The sequence below is a fragment of the Pseudomonas sp. C9D1 genome (assembly GCF_056491235.1).
The window spans coordinates 497,683-515,930 of sequence record NZ_JBSZIE010000003.1; the positions used below are offsets into that span (position 1 = coordinate 497,683).

Sequence of the window (18,248 nt, forward strand, 5' to 3'; positions counted from 1 at the left end):
TAAGCACTCGGCGCCCATAGGCAAAGCCTCTTTACCGCCTATTTACCCATTCCTTACCGCGTCGGTGGCGCGCCCTTGAGCGGTGGCGCAGCCTTGCGGCCAAGCGCGCAAATGTCACATCTCCTTTCCGCGCCCGCTCTTGTCCATCAAGCCGCCCCGCGCGACCATGCGCGCTTGCCTTGCCGATGATTGGGAGCGCCCCGTGTTCGAACGACTCAAGCAGCAGTTCTCCACCCTGCGCAGCCGCGCCGACTTCCACGCCCTGCGCATCGTCCGCCAGAGCGGCGAGCACTGCCGGGTACGGCGCAACGTCGCCGAGCCGCCGTTCTTCTCCAGCGACCTGGGCGCCATGCTCAGCGTGCGCATCGATGGCGTCGAAGCCTATGCCGCCACCAGCGACCTCAGCGCCGAAGGCCTGCAGCGCGCCCTCGACCTGGCCGAGGCCCGCGCCCGGCTGATCGCCCCGCACAACCTGGTGGACGCCCGCGTCGCCCCGCCCCAGGGCCGCGCCGAGTACCGCTCCCCGGGCCTCGACACCCCGCTGCCCGGCATCGCCGAGCGCATCGAGCTGCTGCGCGAGGAGTCCGCCGCGGTGCCCACCGACCCGCGCCTGGTCAACTGGACGCTGCTGCTCAGCGTCAACCGCCACGAGCAGCTCTACCTCAACAGTGCCGGCGCCGAGCACTGGCAGGAACTGCAATTCGTCTACCCCGGCGCCAGCGTCACCGCCTTCGACGGCCACGACAGCCAGACCCGCAGCTTCGGTGGCTACCACGGCGGCCAGCAGGGCGGCGCCGAGGTCATCCAGCGCCTCGGCCTGCGCGGCTCGGCCCCCCGCGTGGCCGACGAGGCGCTGCAGTTGCTGCTGGCGCCCAACACCCCGGAAGGCCCGCGTGACCTGCTGCTGATGCCCGAGCAGATGATGCTGCAGATCCACGAATCCATCGGCCACCCGCTGGAGCTGGACCGCATCCTCGGCGACGAGCGCAACTACGCCGGCACCAGCTTCATCCGCCAGGAAGACTTCGGCCACTACCAGTACGGCTCGGCGCTGCTCAACGTCAGCTTCGACCCGGGCATCCCCGAGGAGCTGGCCAGCTACGGCCACGACGACGACGGCAGCGCCGCGCAGAAGACCCTGCTGATCGAAAGGGGCCTGCTCCTGCGCCCCCTCGGCGGCGCCCTCTCGCAGCAACGCAGCGGCCTGCCGGGCGTGGCCAACAGCCGCGCCTGCAACTGGAACCGCGCGCCCATCGACCGTATGGCCAACCTCAACATCGAGCCCGGCAACCAGCGCCTGGAGCAACTGGTCGGCGGCATCGAGCGCGGCATCCTGATGACCACCAACCGCTCCTGGTCCATCGACGACGCGCGCAACAAGTTCCAGTTCGGCTGCGAATGGGGCCAGCTCATCGAGAACGGCGAGCTCAAGGGCGTGGTGAAGAACCCCAACTACCGGGGCATCTCCGCCAGCTTCTGGCGCAGCCTCGCCGCGGTGGGTGACGCCAGTACCTTCGAGGTGCTCGGCACGCCCTTCTGCGGCAAGGGCGAGCCCAACCAGGTGGTGCGGGTGGGCCACGCGTCCCCCGCCTGCGTGTTCAGCCAGGTCGACGTATTCGGAGGTGCCGCCTGATGAGCGTCCATATCGACTCCCGCGAAGCCGGCTTCGCCGCCCTCGCCGACTCCCTGCGCCAGGCCATGCGCCCCGGCGAGGACTTCACCCTCTGGTACAGCGCCGAGGAATCCGACTTCATCCGCTTCAACCACGCCCGCGTGCGCCAGGCCGGCCATGTGTGCCAGGCCGGCGCCACCCTGCAGCTGATCGCCGCCGAGCGCCAGGCGCAGATGGCCGTCACCCTCTCCGGCCAGCCGGACGAAGACCGCCAGCGCCTGGCCGACGGCCTCGAACGCCTGCGCGCGGTGATCGGCCAGCTGCCGCCCGACCCCTACCTGATGCCCGACCGCACGCCCTGGCAGCGCCGCCATGTCGACAGCCAGCCGCTGCCCGACCCGGCCGCCGTGCTGCCCTGCATCAGCGCCGCCGCCGAGGGGCTGGACATGGTCGGCATCTACGCCGCCGGCCCGCTCTACCGGGGTTTCGCCAACAGCTGGGGTGCCTTCGGCTGGCACAGCGCCCACTGTTTCAACTTCGACTTCAGCCTGTTCCACGCCAACGGCCAGGCGGTGAAGGCCGACTACGCCGGCCAGGGCTGGAACGACGAGGAATTCCTCCGCCGCTTCGCCGCCGCCCGCGCCCAGCTGGAGCACCTGGGCAAGCCCCTACGCATCCTCGCCCCGGGCGGCTACCGCGCCTACATCGCCCCGGCGGCGCTGGAGGAGATCACCGGCATGCTCTGCTGGGGCGGCTTCTCCGCCCGCGCCCTGGCCAGCAAGGAAAGCCCGCTGCAACGCCTGGACGACGGCGCCCGCTTCAGCCCGCTGCTGGGCCTGCACGAACAGGTGGCCGGCGCCCTCTCGCCGCCCTTCACCGCCGAGGGTTCGCCGCGCAGCGACGTCGCGCTCATCCAGCAGGGCCGCCTCACCGGCCGCCTGGTGGGCTCGCGCAGCGCCCGTGAATACGGCCTGCCCGGCAACGGCGCCAGCGGCGACGAAAATCCCCTGGCCCTGGTGATGGACGCCGGCACCCTGCCCGAAGCCGACGCCCTCGCCGCCCTCGGCACCGGCCTCTACATCGGCAACCTCTGGTACCTCAACTGGTCCGACCTGCCCGCCGCCCGCATCACCGGCATGACCCGCTTCGCCACCTTCTGGGTGGAGGACGGCCGCATCCAGGCGCCGGTCAGCACCATGCGTTTCGACGACAGCCTCTTCGACCTCCTCGGTGACCAGCTCGAAGCCCTAACCGCCGAACGCCAGCTGCGCCTCTCCGCCAGCACCTACGACGAACGCCAGACCCTCTCCTCCCTGCTCCCCGGCGCCCTGGTCAAGCGCCTGCAGCTCACGCTATAGCGCCACACCACCCCGTAGCCCGGGCTTCAGCCCGGGAGCGGGCTTCACCCGCCCTACGGAGCCGACCGCTGCGTAGGGTGGATGACGCTTCACCCATCCACCATCGGCGCCCCGCCACACACCGCTGGTGGAGGTAAAGAGCGACCTCCACCCTACACACGGGTCAACGCCGTACATGGCCCCGCGCAACCCCATCGGTCGGCCCTGGCACGCCTCGTAGGAGCGAGCTCTGCTCGCGAAGCTGTTGCTCGAACCCGTGGGAATTCATTCGCGATGAAACATCCGCCCACTCGCAGCCCGGTGCCGGCGGTGGGTCCTTCGCGGCTGAAGCCGCTCCCACAGGGAATGCCCGCAGCGAGGCCCGACATCGCTGCGTTGGGCCTCGCTACGCTCGGCGCCAACCTACGACACCGAGCCCCTCGTAGGTCGGGTGAAACCCGACACTCCGGCCGACCACCACGCGGGTTTCACCCGCCCTACGGCGCCAACCGGTGCGTAGGGTGGATGACGCTTCACCCATCCACCATCGGTGCCCCGCCCAACACCGCCGGTGGAGGTAAAAAGCGACGGCCCCACACACGGCTCAACGCCATCACTGCCCACAAAATCGCACCCAAAGAAAAAGGGAGGCCATCGGCCTCCCTTTTCGTCACCCTCGCCCGATCAGAGCGCGGCGATGGCGGCTGCGTAGTGGAGGTGGCACAAACCCTTTGGGGCCCGGAAAGGGCCGTGCTTGAGCGCTTGCATTAAAGCCACAACAGCTAACGCAGACAGAGCCAATTCATTCGCGATGAAATATCCAGCCACTCGCAGAACCCGGTGCCGGCGGTAGGTCTCCTTCGCGGCTGAAGCCGCTCCCACAGGGAATGCCCGCAGCGAGGCCACACATCGCTGCGTTGGGCCTCGCTGCGCTCGGCGCCAACCTACGAATCCGACCGCTGCGTAGGGTGGATGACGCTTCATCCATCCACCATCGGAGCCCCGCCGAACACCGCCGGTGGAGGTAAAAAGCGACCTCCACCCCACACACAGCTCAACGCCGTGCCTGGCCACAAAATCCCGCCCAAAGAAAAAGGGAGGCCAATGGCCTCCCTTTTCGTCACCCTCGCCCGATCAGAGCGCGGCGATGGCGGCTGCGTAGTTCGGCTCGTCGGCGATTTCACCTACCAGCTCGCTGTGCAGCACTTTGTCATTCTCGTCCAGCACGACCACGGCGCGGGCGGCGATGCCGGCCAGGGGGCCGTTGGCGATGGCGACGCCGTAGTCCTTGAGGAACTGCGCGCCACGCATGGTGGACAGGTTGATCACGTTTTCCAGGCCTTCAGCGCCGCAGAAGCGCGCCTGGGCGAACGGCAGGTCGGCGGAGATGCACAGCACCACGGTGTTGGCCAGCTTGCTGGCTTCGGTGTTGAACTTGCGCACGGAGGTGGCGCAGGTGGGGGTGTCGACGCTCGGGAAGATGTTCAGCACCTTGCGCTTGCCGCTCAGGCTGGCCAGGGTCACGTCCGCCAGGTTGCCTCCGACCAGGCTGAAAGCCGGAGCCTGGGCGCCTTTGGCCGGCAGTTGGCCATCGACGCTGACGGGGTTGCCCTTGAGGGTTACTTGAGCCATGGAGTTGATCCTTTTATTGATGGGTTGTTCTGTACTGCAAGCAAGAGTGCCGCAGGATAATGAATTCCGACCGGCAAGTCAGATATTTAATCCAAACGTCACACAGGCCGCCCCATGGCCCCCAGAAACGACAATGCCCGGCTTATCGGGCCGGGCATCTGTCACGTCGAGCAGCTGGGCTCAACCGTTGGAGCACCCATTGCCGAACACCATGTACTCGAGGCGATGCACCTTGCCCTGGTGGTCTTCATAGGTCAGGTAGGCCGGCACCACGCCGCAGACATCGGGAACTTCGCTGCGGGAGATGACCCGGGCGATGTCCAGCTCCATGCCGTAGTGGTAGGGCTCGGTTTCGGCGGGGGCGGGTTGTTCGGGGGCGGCAGCAAAGACGAGAGGAGACAGGCCGGCCAGGGCCAGCAACATGAACGCTTTCATTGATCTGTTATCCGAATTGCCTTGGAGGGAGGGGCTTCGGCCCGCTCTCCACGAACGGGCCGAAGGTACTGCGCAACACCGCAGGACGGTGAGGTAGATCAGCATGTGCGCCTCGTCGTGGGAGGCAGGTCAATTTTAAGGAGCGCCACCCGGCGCTTACAGAGCGATCCAGCACAAAGACTGTGGCCGCTGGCTCAACAATCCCTCAGCCCCGCGAAGCGTCCCCGCCCTGCCCCTCGTCCACCACCACGGTGCAGGTCATTCCCGCCGACAGCGCCAGCCCTTCGGGCACCTCGTCCAGGTGGATGCGCACCGGCACGCGCTGGGCCAGGCGCACCCAGTTGAAGGTGGGGTTCACGTCCGCCACCAGCTCGCGGCTCTCGGGGTTGTCGCGGTCGTAGATGCCCCGGGCGATGCTGTCGACGTGCCCCAGCAGGCGCTCGCCGCTCATCAGGCGCATCTCCACTTTCGCGCCCACGTGGATGCGCGGCAGGCGGGTCTCCTCGAAGTAGCCGTTGACGTAGAACGAGCGCCCGTCCACCAGCGCCATGCTGGCCTGGCCGGTGCGCGCGTAGTCGCCCCGGTAGATGTTGAGGTTGGTGACGTAGCCGTCCACCGGCGCGCGCACTTCGGTGCGTTCCAGGTCCAGCCGCGCCGCATCGCGCTGGGCCAGGGCACGGCGGTAACGGGCCTCGGCGCCGTTGGCGATATGGCTGGCGTCCTCGCGGCTCTCCCGCGACACCACCAGGTCGTCCATGTCGGCGCGGCGACGGGCATTGAGGCGGCGCATGTCCAGCTCGGCGCGGGCGGCGTCCACCTCCGCCTCGGCCTCGCTCACCGCCAGCGCGTAGTGCGACGAGTCGATGCGCAGCAGCACGTCGCCGGCCTTCACCGCCTGGTTGTCGCGCACCGGCACCTCCACCACCAGCCCGGCGACATCGGGGGCGATGTTGATCACATCAGCGCGCACCCGGCCGTCGCGGGTCCAGGCCGACTCCATGTAGTGCTGCCACAGCTGGTGCACCAAGGTCACCGCCAGGGCGAGGATGAGCAGGGTCGCGACGACACTGATGATTCGTTTCACGGACAGGGGTCTCTCAACGGTAGGTGGCCAGCGCCAGGGCGCCGTACAGGCAGGTGAACAGGCTGACCCGCAGCAGCACCGGGTGCCAGGCGTGCTGGTACAGCCCCAGGCGCGCGGCCAGGCGGTCGAGCACCCAGCCACCGGCCAGGGCCAGGAGGAACAGCAGCGTCAGGCTGGGCAGGTAGACGCCGTGCAAGGCGATCTCACGTGGCATGGGCGAGTACCGGGGCAGGTGCCGGCTCGAGGGCATCCGCCCAGGGCGCCAGCGGGTCGAGCAAGGAGGTGCGGATGAAGTGCAGGTAGCTCTGCAGGCGGCGCAACGGCGAGGTCTCGAACTGCGGCGCACAGGGCTCGGGGGTGGTGCGCACCGCCTCGATGGCCTGCTCAACCGCCTGCAGCGCGCGCAGGCGGTTGCCCTCGCCGGGCTGGATCAGCAGGCGGATCAGCGCCCGCCCCATCACCCGCACCGATTGCCGCCAGGGCATCGACTCGGCATAGCAGGACAGCGCCGGCAACCGCGCCTGCTCCAGGCGCAACTCGATCACCGCGTGCCCCACTTCCTGCACCGCATACATCCAGCGCAAGAGGCGACGCTGCACGTCGGGGCGCCCGGCGGAGAAGGCGTAGGCCTGGGCCAGCAGGTCACGGGTGCCGCTCTCGAAGCCGCTCACCAGCCCACGGATTCGCCCGCTCACGGTGTGCACCGCGCACAGGCGCAGGTCGTGCTCCAGGCGCCGCCACAGCCAGGGCCGGTTGGGCGGCAGGATCAGCGCCGCCGCCAGGGTGGCCAGGGTCATGGACAGCAGCACCGCCAGGTACTCGTTGAACAGCCGGTAGGGGTCGTAGTGGGTGAGGTTGGCCGGCAGCGACAGCAGGCAGAACCACACCAGCAAACCGACGCCGTAGCCCGACCACTGGCTGCGCGACAGCAGCAGCGCGCCCAGGGCGAAGGTGGGCGCCAGGGCGCAGCAGAGCATGGCGAAGCCGTCCAGCCAGGGCAGCACCCAGAAGGTGGTCGCGATACCGGCCAGGGCGCCGCCGGTGGCGCCGATGGTCAGCTGCAGAGCCAGGCGCTTGGGGTTGGAGGATGACGACGCCAGTGCCGAGATCATCCCCACGGTCATGGTGAAGGTCTCCCCGGCCGGCCAGGCGGTGGCCATCCAGAAGGTGCCCAGGGCGAGGATCAGCAGGCTGCTGCGCATGCCGGCCACGGCGGCGGCCAGGGAGTTGGCGCGGGGGCGGAAGCTCTCCCGCCAGTCCTCGCGGGCGTGGCGGTGGTCCAGCAGCGAGGCCAGGGTCAGGGCGTAGCTGTGGAGGTCATCGACGAAGCGGAACAGCAGCTCGGCGGCGGTATCGAAATCCAGCGCGCCGGCCTCGTCCACCTGCTGCATGGCCAGGCGTCCGCGCCCGGCGCGGATCAGCTGCATCAGTTCCTGCCGGCAGGCCGCCAGGCGCCCGGCGAACTCCGCCGCCTCGGCGTCGCTGCCCAGGCTCTCGCGCTGGGCGGCCAGCAGCGCGGCCACTTCCGCCAGGCAGGGCGCCAGGGCCTCGCGCACCAGCTGCCCGGTCGGTTCCACGGCAGCGGCCAGGCGGTTGAGCAGCTGGTGCAGGGCGTGGAAGCGCGTGGAGAGCACCATGAACTCGTTGTTCAGCCGCCCCAGGCGCCCGGCACGCAGGCGCATGTGCGGGTCTTCGAAGGCGGTGGCGTTGCGCAGGTTCTCCAGGCCCACGGCAGCGGCGGCGAAGCGCGCGTTGAGGGCCTCGAAGCGCTCGCTGTCCAGGCGCCCGGCCAGCCCCTCGCAGGCGAAGGCGGCGAAATCACGGAAGCGCGCCTGCAAGGTGGCGCGCAGGTCGACGCTGCTGGTCTGCGGCAGCACCAGGGCGTTCACCAGCCCAGTGCAGAGGATGCCCAGGGTGATCTCCAGCACCCGCCACAGCGCCTGCATGAAGGCGCCTTCCGGGTGCAGGGTCGCCGGCAGGCCGATGATCACCGCCGTGTAGCCGGCCAGCACGCAGGCGTAGCCGCGAAAGTCCCGGTAGCGCGCGGCACCGGCGGTGCACAGGCCGATCCAGATGGCCACGGCGAGCATGAACAGCACCCGCTCCTGGTTGAACAGGGCGATCAGCGCCACCATCACCGTCAGCCCCAGCAGGGTGCCGATGATGCGGTAGAAGCTCTTGGCCAAGACCTGGCCGCTCTGCGGCTGCATGACGATGAACACCGTCACCAGCACGGTGCCGGGTTGCGGCAGCTCCAGGCGGTAGGCCAGCCACAGGGCGATGAAGGCGGTGAGCAGGGCCTTGAGGATGAACACCCAGGTCAGGCCCTCGGTGCGCGCCCACTTGGCCAGGTCGCGGCGCAAGGTTGTGGTCATGGTCGTTTCTCAGGGATGGGGGATGTGCAGCGTGGGTTCGCTGGGCGTCAGTCGCTCCGGCTGTGGGCCGGCGGCAACCGGCAGCACGCCGCCGCCCAGTTGCAGCAACAGGTCGGCCTGGGCCACCAGGCGTGCGGCGCGCACCTGCTGCTGCAGGCGTTGGGCCTGGAGCAGCGCCGGTTGCGCCTCCAGCACCGCGCGCTGGTCGGTGAGGCCGCGCTGGCGGGCCAACTGGGCCAGGTCGAAGGCGTGTTGCGCCTGGGCCACCGACTCGGCGGCCAGGTGCTGCTGCTCGCGCAGGGACTTCAGCCGCACCAGGGCATCGGCCACGCCCTTGATCGCCAGCACCAGCGCCTGGTTGTAGCCCTCCACCGCCAGGTCGTAGCCGGCCCCCGCCTCGGCCAGGCGGCCACGGCGCAAGCCACCGTCATAGACGGGCAGGGACAGCGCCGGGCCCAGGCCCCAGGTCAGCTTGTCGTAGCGCAGGAAGTCCAGCACCCCACCCTGCACCGCCGAGGTGCCGAGGCCGCCGAGCAGGTCGACGTTGGGGTAGAAGTCCGCCTTCGCCGCCTCGATGCCCCGTGCCTCGGCCGCCACCCGCCAGCGCGCGGCCACCAGGTCCGGCCGGTGGCCGAGCAGCTCCAGGGGCAGGCGCGGCGGCAGGCCCAGGTCCAGCAATGGCGACAGCGCCGGGCGTTGCAGGGCCTCGCCCTCCCCCGGGCCAGCGCCGGCCAGGGCGGCGAGCTGGTTGCGGTCCAGTGCGATGGCTTCGTGCAGCAGGTCGATCTGCCGGTGGGCCTCGGGCAGGCCCAGTTGCGCGCGGGTCTCCTCCAGGCCGGTGCCGATGCCGTCGTGGCGGCGCTGGCGGGTCAGCGCCAGCAGCTGCTCCTGGCGGGCCAGCTCGGCTTCGGCAATATCCAGTTCGGCGTGGTGCAGGGCCAGGCCTATATAGCTGCGCACCAGGTTGCCCTGCAGCTCCAGGGCCGCCAGGCGCGCCTCGCTTGCCGTCGCCCGGGCCTGGTCGAGGGCCGACTCGCCGCGGTTGCGCTCGCGCCCCCAGAGATCCAGCGGGTAGCTGAAGCCCAGCTGGCTGGTGTTGTTCCAGCTGCCGCTGCGGGCCAGGTCGCCGGGGCCGTAGAAGGCGTCGTCGGGCCAGCGCTTGCGTTGCAGGCTGGCATCCAGCCCCAGTTGCGGCGCCTCGTCGGCTTCCACCACCCCGGCCCGCGCCCGGGCCTGGCGCACCCGCGCGGCGGCCATGGCCAGGCTCGGGCTGCCGGCCAGGGCGCGGTCCATCCAGCGGTCCAGCTGCGGGTCGCCATAGGCGCGCCACCACTGCCCGGCGGGCCAGCCGGCCTCAGCCTGGGCGGCGCTGATGGCCGCGCCCGGCGCCAGTTCATGGGCGTCCAGGGGCCGGGAAGATGGCGCGAGGCCGGAGGAATCGATACAGGAACACAGAAGCGGGAAGACGGCGAACAGACTGGCTCGGGTCAACCCGGGCCGACGATTGCGGGGCACGTGCGGCACATCCTGAGGCAAGGGCCTGAAAGGCCCGAAACGGCGGCGATTCTATGTGTGGCCCGGCTTCGGGATAAGCGCTCGGATAGGCGATTCATTGTGTACTGATCGGCCATAATCCCCTCGGCACTTCATGCCAGAATTCGCCCCCCTTCCAGGCCGGAGCCCTTCATGGACATCCTCTTCAACATGCGCGCCTTCGTCTGCGTGGCCGAAACCGGCAGCTTCACCGCTGCGGCGGCCCGCCTCGACCTCACCACCTCCTACGTATCGCGCGCCGTGGCCACCCTGGAAACCCACCTGCGTACCCGCCTGCTGCACCGCACCACCCGTCGCATCGCCCTCACCGAAGCCGGCCAGCGCTACCTGCTGCGCTGCGAGCAGATCCTCGGCTACATCGAAGAGGCCGAGGCCGAAGCCAGCGAGGCCCACGCCCGCCCCGCCGGCAACCTCAAGGTCCACGCCATGACCGGCATCGGCCAGCACTACCTGATCAAGGCCATCGCCCAGTACAGCGAGACCTACCCCGACGTCAGCTTCGACCTGACCCTGGCCAACCGCACCACCGACATCCTCGACGAGGGCTACGACATCTCGGTGGTGATCGCCCAGGAGCTACCCGACTCGGGCTTCATCTCCAAGCAGCTCGGCACCACCTACAGCGTGCTCTGCGCCTCCCCCGCCTACATCGCCAAGCACGGCGCCCCGCGCCAGCCGTCGGACCTCACCCAGCACCGCTGCCTGCGCCTGGTGAACTCGGTGATGGCCCTGGACAAATGGCTGTTCGAAGGCCCCGACGGGCAGCAAATGATCTCCATCAACCACACCCCCTTCCAGGCCAACACCGCCGACGCCATGACCGAAGCGCTGATCGCCGGCATGGGCATCGGCGTGCTGCCGGTGTACTCCGCGGTCAAGGGCCTGGAAGACGGCAGCCTGGTGCGCGTGCTGCCACGCCACAGCCTGTTCCCCCTGGGCATCTACGCCCTCTACCCGTCGCGGCAGTTCCTCGACGCGAAAATCCGCACCTGGGTGGAATTCCTCCGCGACTTCCTCCCCGACCGCCTCAAGGCCGACGACGCGGTGATCACCGCCTGCAGCAATGCCCTGGCGCCGCAGCCGTAGGGTGAACCCCGCCTCACCAGCCAGCCCAGCATCCGTGGTCACGCCGGGCTCCGCCGGTGGATGAAAAGAGCGTCATCCACCCTACATCGGCCCACCTCTGTGCCCCACTCCAGCACCACGGTCGCCGCTGCTAGGGTGGATGACGCTTCACCCATCCACCAAGCGGAGCACCCGATCGCACGGAGCGGTACCCGACAGCCGGCCCACCTTGGTGCCTGCGAAAAATAATCGCAGGTACCCCGCCATCGCCGGCGTACAACCCTCGAACCCGCCCTTTCCCCGGCAACGAGGCTCCCATGAACGCCCCCCTGCGCAACGCCCTGCCCCACCTGCTCTGCCTGCTCTTGCTGTGCGCCTGCCTGGCCGAGGCCAGGGAACGCCAACACGCGGGCGGCTTCGTCACCGGCCGTGGCCAAGCCGGCAGCTGGCAGACCCAGCGCAGCGGCAACCTGGCCGACGGGCTGACCCGCCAGCGCAGCGTCACCGGTAACGACGGCCGCAGTGCCAGCACCAGCAGCACCACCCGCTACGACCGCGACAGCGGCCAGTTCAGCCGCAGCAGCACCACGGCGGACGGACGCGGCCTCAGCCTCGAAGGCACCCGCACCGACGGCCAGAGCAACGGCACCTGGACCACCAGCGATGGCCGCAGCGGCAGCTTCAGCCAACAGAGCCAGCGTGGCGACGACGGCCTCACCCGCCAGACCCAGGTCACCAACGCAGCGGGCGAGACGGCGCAGCGTTCGGCCAGCTACAGTTTCGACCGCGACAGCCACACCCTTTCCCGCAGCGTGACCGGCAACCAGGGCGAGACCCGCACCGGCAGCCTCACCCTGACCCCGAACCCCTGAGGTGATTCCATGAACCCCATCCCCAGCCTGTGCCTGGCCCTGCTCCTCGGCGCCAGCCTCAGCGCCCAGGCCGCCGGCGACGGCAGCCGCCGCGAGATGCTCCAGGAGCGCATGCAGGAACGCATCAAGGCCATGGACGGCAACGGCGACGGCGCCATCTCCCGCGAGGAGTACATGGCCCACGCCGAACAGCAGTTCCAGCGCCTGGACGCCAACCACGACGGCCGCATCACCCAGGACGAGATCGGCAAGCTGCGGCAGCAGGCGCAGCAGCGCCAGGGCGGCCAGTTCCCCTGAAGCCGGCCCACTGACGGATGGAACTCGATGACGAGCAGTTGATGGCCGCCGTGGCCGAAGGCGACCAACGCGCCTTCGCCACCCTGGTGCAGCGCCACCTGCCGCGCGCCTATGCCATCGCCCGGCGGGTACTGCCCGAGCAGGCCGATGCCGAGGACGCCGCCCAGGAAGCCTTCACCCGCATCTGGACCCATGCCGCCGACTGGCAACCGGGCCGAGCACGCTTCACCACCTGGCTGCAGCGCATCCTGGTCAACCAGTGCCTGGACCAGCTGCGCCGCCGCAAACGCCGCCCCGAGCAGGACATCGACGCCCTGCTGGACGAGCTGCTCGACCCCGACGCCGACACCGCCGCCGAAGTGCAGCGCGCCCGCGAGGCCGCCGAGGTGCAGCGGGTGGTGCAGCGCCTGCCCGACAAGCAACGCATGGCCGTGGTGCTCTGCTACTTCGAGGAGCACAGCAACCCCCAGGCGGCGGAGCTGATGGGCGTGCATATCAAAGCCCTGGAGGGGCTGCTGGGCCGCGCCCGCGCGCAACTGCGCCGCTGGCTGCCCGGCCGCCCGAACGAGGAGAACACCGATGAACGATGAACAGGACCTGCGCCGGCGCCTTGCCGCACAGCCAAGACCGACGCCCCCGGCCGACCTCGCCGCGCGCATCGTCGCCCACGCCACCGCGCAACCCCAGCGCCAACCCTGGAGCCGCCGCCTGCAGCGCGCCCTGGAGCAATGGCGCTACGGCTGGCAGGTGAAGCTTGCCAGCGTCGCCCTGTGCGGCCTCCTTGGCCTGCTCGTCGGGCACGTCAGCACGCCGGCCGACGACGACCTCGACGTCGCCGCCCAGGCCATGAGCCCACTGCTATGGACGGACCAACCATGAACAAGACCTGGCTGCTCGGCGGCGCCCTGCTGCTGTCCCTCGCCGGCAACGCCTTCCTCGGCGGCTGGCTGATCGCCCGCCCGGCAGCGGCCGAAGCCGGCCTGCAAGGCCAGCCCCTGCGCCAGCTCATCGCCAAGGTGCAGGAGCTGCCGCCGGAGCAACGCGGTGAAGTGCGCGCGGTCATCCGCCAGCACGCCCCGCAGCTGCGCGAGCTGGCCGCCGCCAACCGCGAGAACCGCCAACAGTTGCTGGACCAACTGGGCCAGGAGCCCCTGGACCACGCCGCCGTGGAGCAGCGCTTCGCCCGCCAGCGCCAGGCCACCGCGGCACTGCAGACGGCGGCCCAGGCAATGCTGTTGGAGATCGCCGAGCGCCTGCCGCAGGAACAGCGGCGCCGCTTCCTCGACCGCCCGGAAGCGTTCGGCGCCCCGTAAGGCTCGCAAGCCACCTGGCGCTGGCAGGCCGGCACGCCCTGTGCTTGGCTGAACGGGTGCCACGCCGCCCGGCGTGCATCGCCGGGAGAATTCGATGTCCCGATTCCGGGTCCTGTTGTTCATCTGCCTGTTCGCCTGCGCCCGCCCGCTCTTCGCCGAGGGCCACATCCGCATCGCCATCGGCGAGTGGCCGCCTCTTATCAGCGCCTCGCAGCCCGGCAACGGCGTGATCCCCACCCTGGTCAGCGAAGCCTTCGCCACCCAGGGCATCACCGTGGAATACGGTTTCTTCCCCTGGAAGCGCGCCTTCGAGGAAGTGCGCCAGGGCCGCTGGCAGGCCTCGGCCGTGTGGGGCCGCAACCCCGAGCGCGAGGCCTGCTGCCTGTTCTCCGAGCGGGTCTACAGCGACGAGGTGGTGCTCTTCTACAACCGCGCCCGCCCGGTGCAATGGGACGGCACGCCGGCCGGCATCGAGGACTTACGTGGCCTGACCATCGGCCTGCCCCTGGGCTCGGCGAAGACCCCGCTGCTGGAGGAAGCCGAACAACGCGGCCTGCTGAAATACGAAGTGGGCGGCGATGAAACCAGCAACCTGCGCAAGCTCGCCGCCGGGCGCATCGACGCCGTGGACATGGTCAAGGGCACCGGGCAGTGGCTGGTGAACCAGAAGCTGGACGCGGACGAAGCCGCGCAGCTGGCCACCACCGCGCCGCTGCAAAGCTGGGAGTACTTCGTGCTGTTCGCCGGGCAGCCCGCCGGCAACCGCGATTATCTGGAGGCCTTCAACAAGGGCCTGGCCGCCCTGCGCGCCAGCGGCCGCGAGGCCGAGTTGTGGCGGCGTTTCTTCGCCGCGCCGCGCTAGCCTACGGCGCCTGGCGGGCTCACCCGACGAGCTTCAGGGTGCCCCTCGCCGCGCCACAAGGCGTAACCTTGACGCTCCGCTACGCTGAACCCGTGCCCTCTCACAAGGAAACCGCATGAGCCTGTCGCTTCTCAGCCGCTACGCGTTCTTCGCCTTCTGCGTGCTCTTCACCCTCGCCACCCTGCCCTTCATCGAACATGAATGGGTCTGGCCCTTCACCCTGCTCACTGGCGTGCTGTCGCTGGTCGGCATCCTCGACCTGCTGCAGAAACCCCACGCGGTGCGCCGCAACTACCCGATCCTGGGCAACATCCGCTACCTGGTGGAAGGCATCCGCCCGGAAATCCGCCAGTACCTGCTGGAAGCCGACGGCGACAAGCTGCCCTTCTCCCGCGCCCAGCGCTCGCTGGTGTATGCGCGAGCCAAGAACGAAGGCGCCGACAAGCCCTTCGGCACGCTGATGGACGTCTACCAGGCGGGCTTCGAATTCATCGGCCACTCCATGCGCCCGGCACCGCTGAGTGACCCGTCGGCCTTCCGCATCGAGATCGGCGGGCCGCAGTGCAAGCAGCCCTACTCGGCGTCGATCTTCAACATCTCGGCCATGAGCTTCGGCTCCCTCAGCGCCAACGCCATCCGCGCCCTCAACCAGGGCGCCAAGCTCGGCGGCTTCTACCACGACACCGGCGAAGGCAGCATCAGCCCCTACCACCGCGAGCACGGCGGCGACCTGGTGTGGGAACTGGGCAGCGGCTACTTCGGCTGCCGCACCGCCGCCGGCCTGTTCGACCCGGAGCGCTTCGCCGCCCAGGCGCAGGACCCGCAGGTGCGGATGATCGAAATCAAGCTCAGCCAGGGCGCCAAGCCGGGCCACGGCGGCATCCTGCCCAAGCACAAGGTGACCCAGGAAATCTCCGAGACCCGCGGCGTGATGATGGGCGAGGACTGCATCTCCCCCTCGCGCCACAGCGCCTTCTCCACCCCGGTGGAGATGATGCAGTTCATCGCCCAGCTGCGTGAGCTGTCCGGCGGCAAGCCGGTGGGCTTCAAGTTCTGCCTGGGCCACCCCTGGGAATTCATGGGCATCGCCAAGGCCATGCTGGCCACCGGCATCTACCCCGACTTCATCGTCGTCGACGGCAAGGAAGGCGGCACCGGCGCCGCGCCCCTGGAGTTCACCGACCACATCGGCGTGCCGCTGCGCGAGGGCCTGCTGTTCGTGCACAACGTGCTGGTGGGGCTGAACCTGCGGGACAAGATCAAGCTCGGCGCCAGCGGCAAGATCGTCAGCGCCTTCGACATCGCCAGCGTGCTCTCCATCGGCGCCGACTGGGCCAACTCCGCGCGGGGCTTCATGTTCGCCATCGGCTGCATCCAGTCGCAGAGCTGCCACACCAACAAGTGCCCCACCGGCGTCGCCACCCAGGACGCCCTGCGCCAGCGCGCCCTGGTGGTGCCCGACAAGGCCCAGCGCGTGCACAGCTTCCACCGCAACACCCTCAAGGCCCTGGCCGAGATGCTCGCCGCCGCCGGCCTCGACCACCCGGCGCAGCTGGAGCCGCGCCACCTGGTGCGCCGCGTCTCCGACAGCGAGATCCGCCTGTTCTCCCAGCTTCACGTGTTCCTCAAGCCGGGCGACCTGCTCAAGGACACCATCGAAGCCGACTTCTACGGCCGCATGTGGGAGATGGCCCGCGCCGACAGCTTCGAGGCCGCCTGCGGCTGGTGACGCGCTTGTTGGCTGCGCCTTGGGGACAAGGACGTCCCCTTCACGCTTTCCTGAACGACTTCACGCGCACACCGTAAGTCTCCCCCGCAAGCTCCAGGCGCCCGTGGGTGACCCGTGCTCCGGGGTAGAGCTTCGATTCCCACAAGTCGTCAGGCATGCCGTCGACTTTGGGGCCGGTGTACTTCTTGGTGGCATGGCTGGCGAAATGGCCGTTGGAAATGGCCATGAGGTCCACATCCGCGGCATCGTGCCCCGCTGGCACCTCGACGAACCCCTTGCTCAGGTAGAACTGCACCATGCCAGTGACCGCCTCCACATCGAACTCGAGCGTGGTGTCGCCCACCGTCCAGCCGATGCAGTTGTAGCCGTCATAGCAGCCGGGGGAGGTCACGTAGACATTGGCGCGGGTCAGGCCGGGGAAGGCCGCGCTGTAGTCCGCCCACTCCTCATCGGTGACCGGCCTGGGTAGCGAATCGTGTTGAACGGTGCCAACGGCGGCGGTATTCACGGGTTTCTTCTTGCGCGGCATAAGGCACTCCATCGCTGGGCCGGGTCGTCAGTGGCAGCATCCTGGCCTGTGCACAAGAGGATCGCTGCCAAGGACTTCTTATAGACCACCGCCCATCACTCACCCAGGCTGAGCAGCCGCCAACGAGCGCTCCATCACGATGGTGCGCTCCTCGCCCCGGATGATCTGCTGCACGGCCTGGAAGCCCAGCCCTGCGTAGAAGCCTTCGGCGGTGATCGACGAAGGCACCTTCAACAGCGCGACGCCGCGCTCCCGGGCCAGCGCCTCCACTTGTTCCATCAGCCGCCGGCCGACGCCCAGCCCCTGGGCACCCGGCGCGACGAAGACGGTGCGCACCACATCGCCGTCCAGGCTGGCGGTGCCGATCACGCAGCCCGCCTCCTCCGCCACGAGCACCTCGCGCGCCGCCAGCAGCCCCCGCACCTGCTCGGGGCCGAAGTTCGCCTGCACCGAGGCGATCACCGCCGCCGGGTAGTCGCGGGCGTTGCTCTCGGCCAGCGCCAGGAGCACCACCTGGCTGATGGCCGCGGCGTCGTCAGGGGTGGCGGTTCTGATCAGGTATTCCATGTTCGATTCCTCAAGCCCTGCCCGCCTCGGCCAGCAGCCATTCGCGGAACGCCGCCACTGCGGGACGCTCCAGAACGCCGGCCGGGTAGACAAGAAAATAGGCCAGGGCGCTGGCAACGCCCTGGTCGAAAAGCACCGCCAGGGTACCGGCCGCGAGCTCGCGATGCACAAGGGAGCGCCGCACTAGCGCCACCCCGAGCCCGGCCCGGGCCGCCTCGATGGCGCCGTTGCTGTCGACGAACAGCGGCCCGCGCGTGGCGTCCACCTCCGCAGCGCCGGCCGCCTCCAGCCACAGTGGCCAGTCGTGGCGGTGCTCGTCGTGCAGCAACGTGAAGCCCGCCAGTTGCGCGGGCGTCGACAGGCTCGCATCGGCGGCCAGCGCCGGGCTGCACACCGGCACCAGCTCATCGTCCACCAGCCGCTCGGCCACCAGCCCCTCGTAGCGGCCGAAGCCGTGGCGCACCGCCAGGTCGATGCCGTCGAGGGCGAAATCCATGCACCGGTTGGACGGGCTGATGCGCACGTCGATCCCCGGCATCCGCGCCTCGAAGCCACCCAGCCGGGGCACCAGCCACTGCAGGGCGAAGCCCGGCGTGCAGGTCAGGGTGAGCACCGCCGGCCGCGCGCGGGCGGTGATCTCGGCGGTGGCCTCACGCATCAGGCGGAAGGCCGTGCGCAGGGTGGCGAAATAGTCCGCACCCTCGGCGGTCAGGGCCAGGCTGCGCGGCCGGCGCAGGAACAGCTGCACGCCGAGGGCCGCCTCCAGCTCCTTCACCTGCAGGCTCACCGCCCCCGGCGTCACGCAGAGTTCACGGGCCGCCAGGGTCACGCTGAGGTGGCGGGCCGCCGCTTCGAAGGCGCGCAACGCGCTGAGGGAAGGCAAGGTGCTCATGCTTTAGGAAAACTCGATCGTCCGTGGAGAAAAGCTCGTTTGTCACGCCGAGCCCCGTCCGAATAATAGGGAGCCACAGACGGGATTCAAGCG

At 69.5% G+C, this 18,248-nt stretch carries 19 protein-coding genes; 10 read left to right on the forward strand and 9 right to left on the reverse strand.

Annotated features, from left to right (window positions below):
* Positions 1-202 precede the first annotated feature (202 nt).
* Both ACXI0U_RS29790 and ACXI0U_RS29795 read left to right on the forward strand, forming a co-directional pair.
* On the forward strand, positions 203-1,633 hold the full coding sequence (locus ACXI0U_RS29790; protein ID WP_479551265.1) for a TldD/PmbA family protein: 1,431 nt from the start codon (positions 203-205) through the stop codon (positions 1,631-1,633).
* Positions 1,633-2,970: a TldD/PmbA family protein gene (locus ACXI0U_RS29795; RefSeq protein ID WP_431484136.1), complete on the forward strand. Its 1,338-nt coding sequence runs from the start codon at positions 1,633-1,635 to the stop codon at positions 2,968-2,970. The genes ACXI0U_RS29790 and ACXI0U_RS29795 overlap by 1 nt, the downstream gene beginning before the upstream one ends.
* A 1,113-nt stretch (positions 2,971-4,083) precedes the next feature.
* On the opposite strand, the gene tpx is transcribed toward ACXI0U_RS29795, so the two are convergent.
* The 6 genes from tpx to ACXI0U_RS29825 all read right to left on the reverse strand — a co-directional run bounded on the left by tpx (position 4,084) and on the right by ACXI0U_RS29825 (position 9,990).
* The gene (gene tpx / locus ACXI0U_RS29800) at positions 4,084-4,581 is read right to left on the reverse strand and encodes a thiol peroxidase (RefSeq protein ID WP_021219155.1); all 498 of its coding nucleotides are present in this window, start codon (positions 4,579-4,581) and stop codon (positions 4,084-4,086) included.
* A gap of 180 nt (positions 4,582-4,761) precedes the next feature.
* Entirely contained in the window at positions 4,762-5,016 is a 255-nt protein-coding gene (locus ACXI0U_RS29805) for a DUF2790 domain-containing protein (RefSeq protein WP_236232614.1), read from the reverse strand.
* A gap of 205 nt (positions 5,017-5,221) precedes the next feature.
* A complete protein-coding gene (locus ACXI0U_RS29810; protein WP_479551306.1) occupies positions 5,222-6,106 on the reverse strand; it encodes an efflux RND transporter periplasmic adaptor subunit in 885 nt (294 codons plus the stop codon).
* Positions 6,107-6,113: 7 nt separating this feature from the next.
* Positions 6,114-6,314, reverse strand: coding sequence for a DUF1656 domain-containing protein (locus ACXI0U_RS29815; RefSeq protein ID WP_021219158.1), 201 nt, complete (start codon positions 6,312-6,314; stop codon positions 6,114-6,116).
* A complete protein-coding gene (locus tag ACXI0U_RS29820; protein ID WP_479551266.1) occupies positions 6,304-8,475 on the reverse strand; it encodes an FUSC family protein in 2,172 nt (723 codons plus the stop codon). Before ACXI0U_RS29820 ends, ACXI0U_RS29815 begins: the two co-directional genes overlap by 11 nt.
* A 9-nt stretch (positions 8,476-8,484) precedes the next feature.
* A complete protein-coding gene (locus ACXI0U_RS29825) occupies positions 8,485-9,990 on the reverse strand; it encodes an efflux transporter outer membrane subunit (protein WP_479551267.1) in 1,506 nt (501 codons plus the stop codon).
* Between the two features lie 171 nt (positions 9,991-10,161).
* On the opposite strand from ACXI0U_RS29825, the gene ACXI0U_RS29830 reads away from it, so the two are divergent.
* The 8 genes from ACXI0U_RS29830 (at position 10,162) to ACXI0U_RS29865 (ending at position 16,167) form a co-directional block, all read left to right on the forward strand.
* Positions 10,162-11,115, forward strand: coding sequence for a LysR family transcriptional regulator (locus ACXI0U_RS29830; RefSeq protein ID WP_021219161.1), 954 nt, complete (start codon positions 10,162-10,164; stop codon positions 11,113-11,115).
* 296 nt (positions 11,116-11,411) lie between these two features.
* Entirely contained in the window at positions 11,412-11,966 is a 555-nt protein-coding gene (locus ACXI0U_RS29835; protein WP_479551268.1) for a hypothetical protein, read from the forward strand.
* A gap of 9 nt (positions 11,967-11,975) precedes the next feature.
* Positions 11,976-12,263: an EF-hand domain-containing protein gene (locus tag ACXI0U_RS29840; protein ID WP_350446365.1), complete on the forward strand. Its 288-nt coding sequence runs from the start codon at positions 11,976-11,978 to the stop codon at positions 12,261-12,263.
* A 17-nt stretch (positions 12,264-12,280) separates the two neighbouring features.
* Positions 12,281-12,853, forward strand: coding sequence for a sigma-70 family RNA polymerase sigma factor (locus ACXI0U_RS29845; RefSeq protein WP_184491160.1), 573 nt, complete (start codon positions 12,281-12,283; stop codon positions 12,851-12,853).
* Positions 12,843-13,142 carry a hypothetical protein gene (locus ACXI0U_RS29850; RefSeq protein ID WP_316927157.1) on the forward strand — a complete coding sequence of 100 codons (300 nt, stop codon included), beginning with the start codon at positions 12,843-12,845 and terminating at the stop codon, positions 13,140-13,142. Before ACXI0U_RS29845 ends, ACXI0U_RS29850 begins: the two co-directional genes overlap by 11 nt.
* A complete protein-coding gene (locus ACXI0U_RS29855) occupies positions 13,139-13,576 on the forward strand; it encodes a periplasmic heavy metal sensor (protein WP_316927158.1) in 438 nt (145 codons plus the stop codon). The genes ACXI0U_RS29850 and ACXI0U_RS29855 overlap by 4 nt, the downstream gene beginning before the upstream one ends.
* Positions 13,577-13,670: 94 nt before the next feature.
* A complete protein-coding gene (locus ACXI0U_RS29860) occupies positions 13,671-14,438 on the forward strand; it encodes a substrate-binding periplasmic protein (RefSeq protein WP_374981359.1) in 768 nt (255 codons plus the stop codon).
* Between the two features lie 115 nt (positions 14,439-14,553).
* A complete protein-coding gene (locus ACXI0U_RS29865) occupies positions 14,554-16,167 on the forward strand; it encodes an FMN-binding glutamate synthase family protein (RefSeq protein ID WP_236209165.1) in 1,614 nt (537 codons plus the stop codon).
* A 40-nt stretch (positions 16,168-16,207) separates the two neighbouring features.
* Here the strand turns inward: ACXI0U_RS29865 and ACXI0U_RS29870 are convergent, their stop codons facing one another.
* The 3 genes from ACXI0U_RS29870 to gcvA form a co-directional block, all read right to left on the reverse strand.
* Entirely contained in the window at positions 16,208-16,696 is a 489-nt protein-coding gene (locus tag ACXI0U_RS29870; RefSeq protein WP_374981360.1) for a DUF7689 domain-containing protein, read from the reverse strand.
* A gap of 99 nt (positions 16,697-16,795) precedes the next feature.
* On the reverse strand, positions 16,796-17,263 hold the full coding sequence (locus ACXI0U_RS29875; protein WP_374981361.1) for a GNAT family N-acetyltransferase: 468 nt from the start codon (positions 17,261-17,263) through the stop codon (positions 16,796-16,798).
* Between the two features lie 10 nt (positions 17,264-17,273).
* On the reverse strand, positions 17,274-18,155 hold the full coding sequence (gcvA, locus tag ACXI0U_RS29880) for a transcriptional regulator GcvA (RefSeq protein ID WP_479551269.1): 882 nt from the start codon (positions 18,153-18,155) through the stop codon (positions 17,274-17,276).
* Between the last annotated feature and the right edge of the window lie 93 nt (positions 18,156-18,248).

Bases quoted from the DNA above. Each gene is read 5' to 3' on its own strand.
- ACXI0U_RS29865 (WP_236209165.1), top strand. From the start codon at position 14,554: ATGAGCCTGTCGCTTCTCAGCCGCTACGCGTTCTTCGCCTTCTGCGTG.
- ACXI0U_RS29840 (WP_350446365.1), top strand. From the start codon at position 11,976: ATGAACCCCATCCCCAGCCTGTGCCTGGCCCTGCTCCTCGGCGCCAGC.
- ACXI0U_RS29830 (WP_021219161.1), top strand. From the start codon at position 10,162: ATGGACATCCTCTTCAACATGCGCGCCTTCGTCTGCGTGGCCGAAACC.
- ACXI0U_RS29870 (WP_374981360.1), bottom strand. From the start codon at position 16,696: ATGCCGCGCAAGAAGAAACCCGTGAATACCGCCGCCGTTGGCACCGTT.
- ACXI0U_RS29835 (WP_479551268.1), top strand. From the start codon at position 11,412: ATGAACGCCCCCCTGCGCAACGCCCTGCCCCACCTGCTCTGCCTGCTC.
- gcvA (WP_479551269.1), bottom strand. From the start codon at position 18,155: ATGAGCACCTTGCCTTCCCTCAGCGCGTTGCGCGCCTTCGAAGCGGCG.
- ACXI0U_RS29855 (WP_316927158.1), top strand. From the start codon at position 13,139: ATGAACAAGACCTGGCTGCTCGGCGGCGCCCTGCTGCTGTCCCTCGCC.
- ACXI0U_RS29815 (WP_021219158.1), bottom strand. From the start codon at position 6,314: ATGCCACGTGAGATCGCCTTGCACGGCGTCTACCTGCCCAGCCTGACG.
- tpx (WP_021219155.1), bottom strand. From the start codon at position 4,581: ATGGCTCAAGTAACCCTCAAGGGCAACCCCGTCAGCGTCGATGGCCAA.
- ACXI0U_RS29875 (WP_374981361.1), bottom strand. From the start codon at position 17,263: ATGGAATACCTGATCAGAACCGCCACCCCTGACGACGCCGCGGCCATC.
- ACXI0U_RS29805 (WP_236232614.1), bottom strand. From the start codon at position 5,016: ATGAAAGCGTTCATGTTGCTGGCCCTGGCCGGCCTGTCTCCTCTCGTC.
- ACXI0U_RS29850 (WP_316927157.1), top strand. From the start codon at position 12,843: ATGAACGATGAACAGGACCTGCGCCGGCGCCTTGCCGCACAGCCAAGA.
- ACXI0U_RS29820 (WP_479551266.1), bottom strand. From the start codon at position 8,475: ATGACCACAACCTTGCGCCGCGACCTGGCCAAGTGGGCGCGCACCGAG.
- ACXI0U_RS29795 (WP_431484136.1), top strand. From the start codon at position 1,633: ATGAGCGTCCATATCGACTCCCGCGAAGCCGGCTTCGCCGCCCTCGCC.
- ACXI0U_RS29860 (WP_374981359.1), top strand. From the start codon at position 13,671: ATGTCCCGATTCCGGGTCCTGTTGTTCATCTGCCTGTTCGCCTGCGCC.
- ACXI0U_RS29845 (WP_184491160.1), top strand. From the start codon at position 12,281: ATGGAACTCGATGACGAGCAGTTGATGGCCGCCGTGGCCGAAGGCGAC.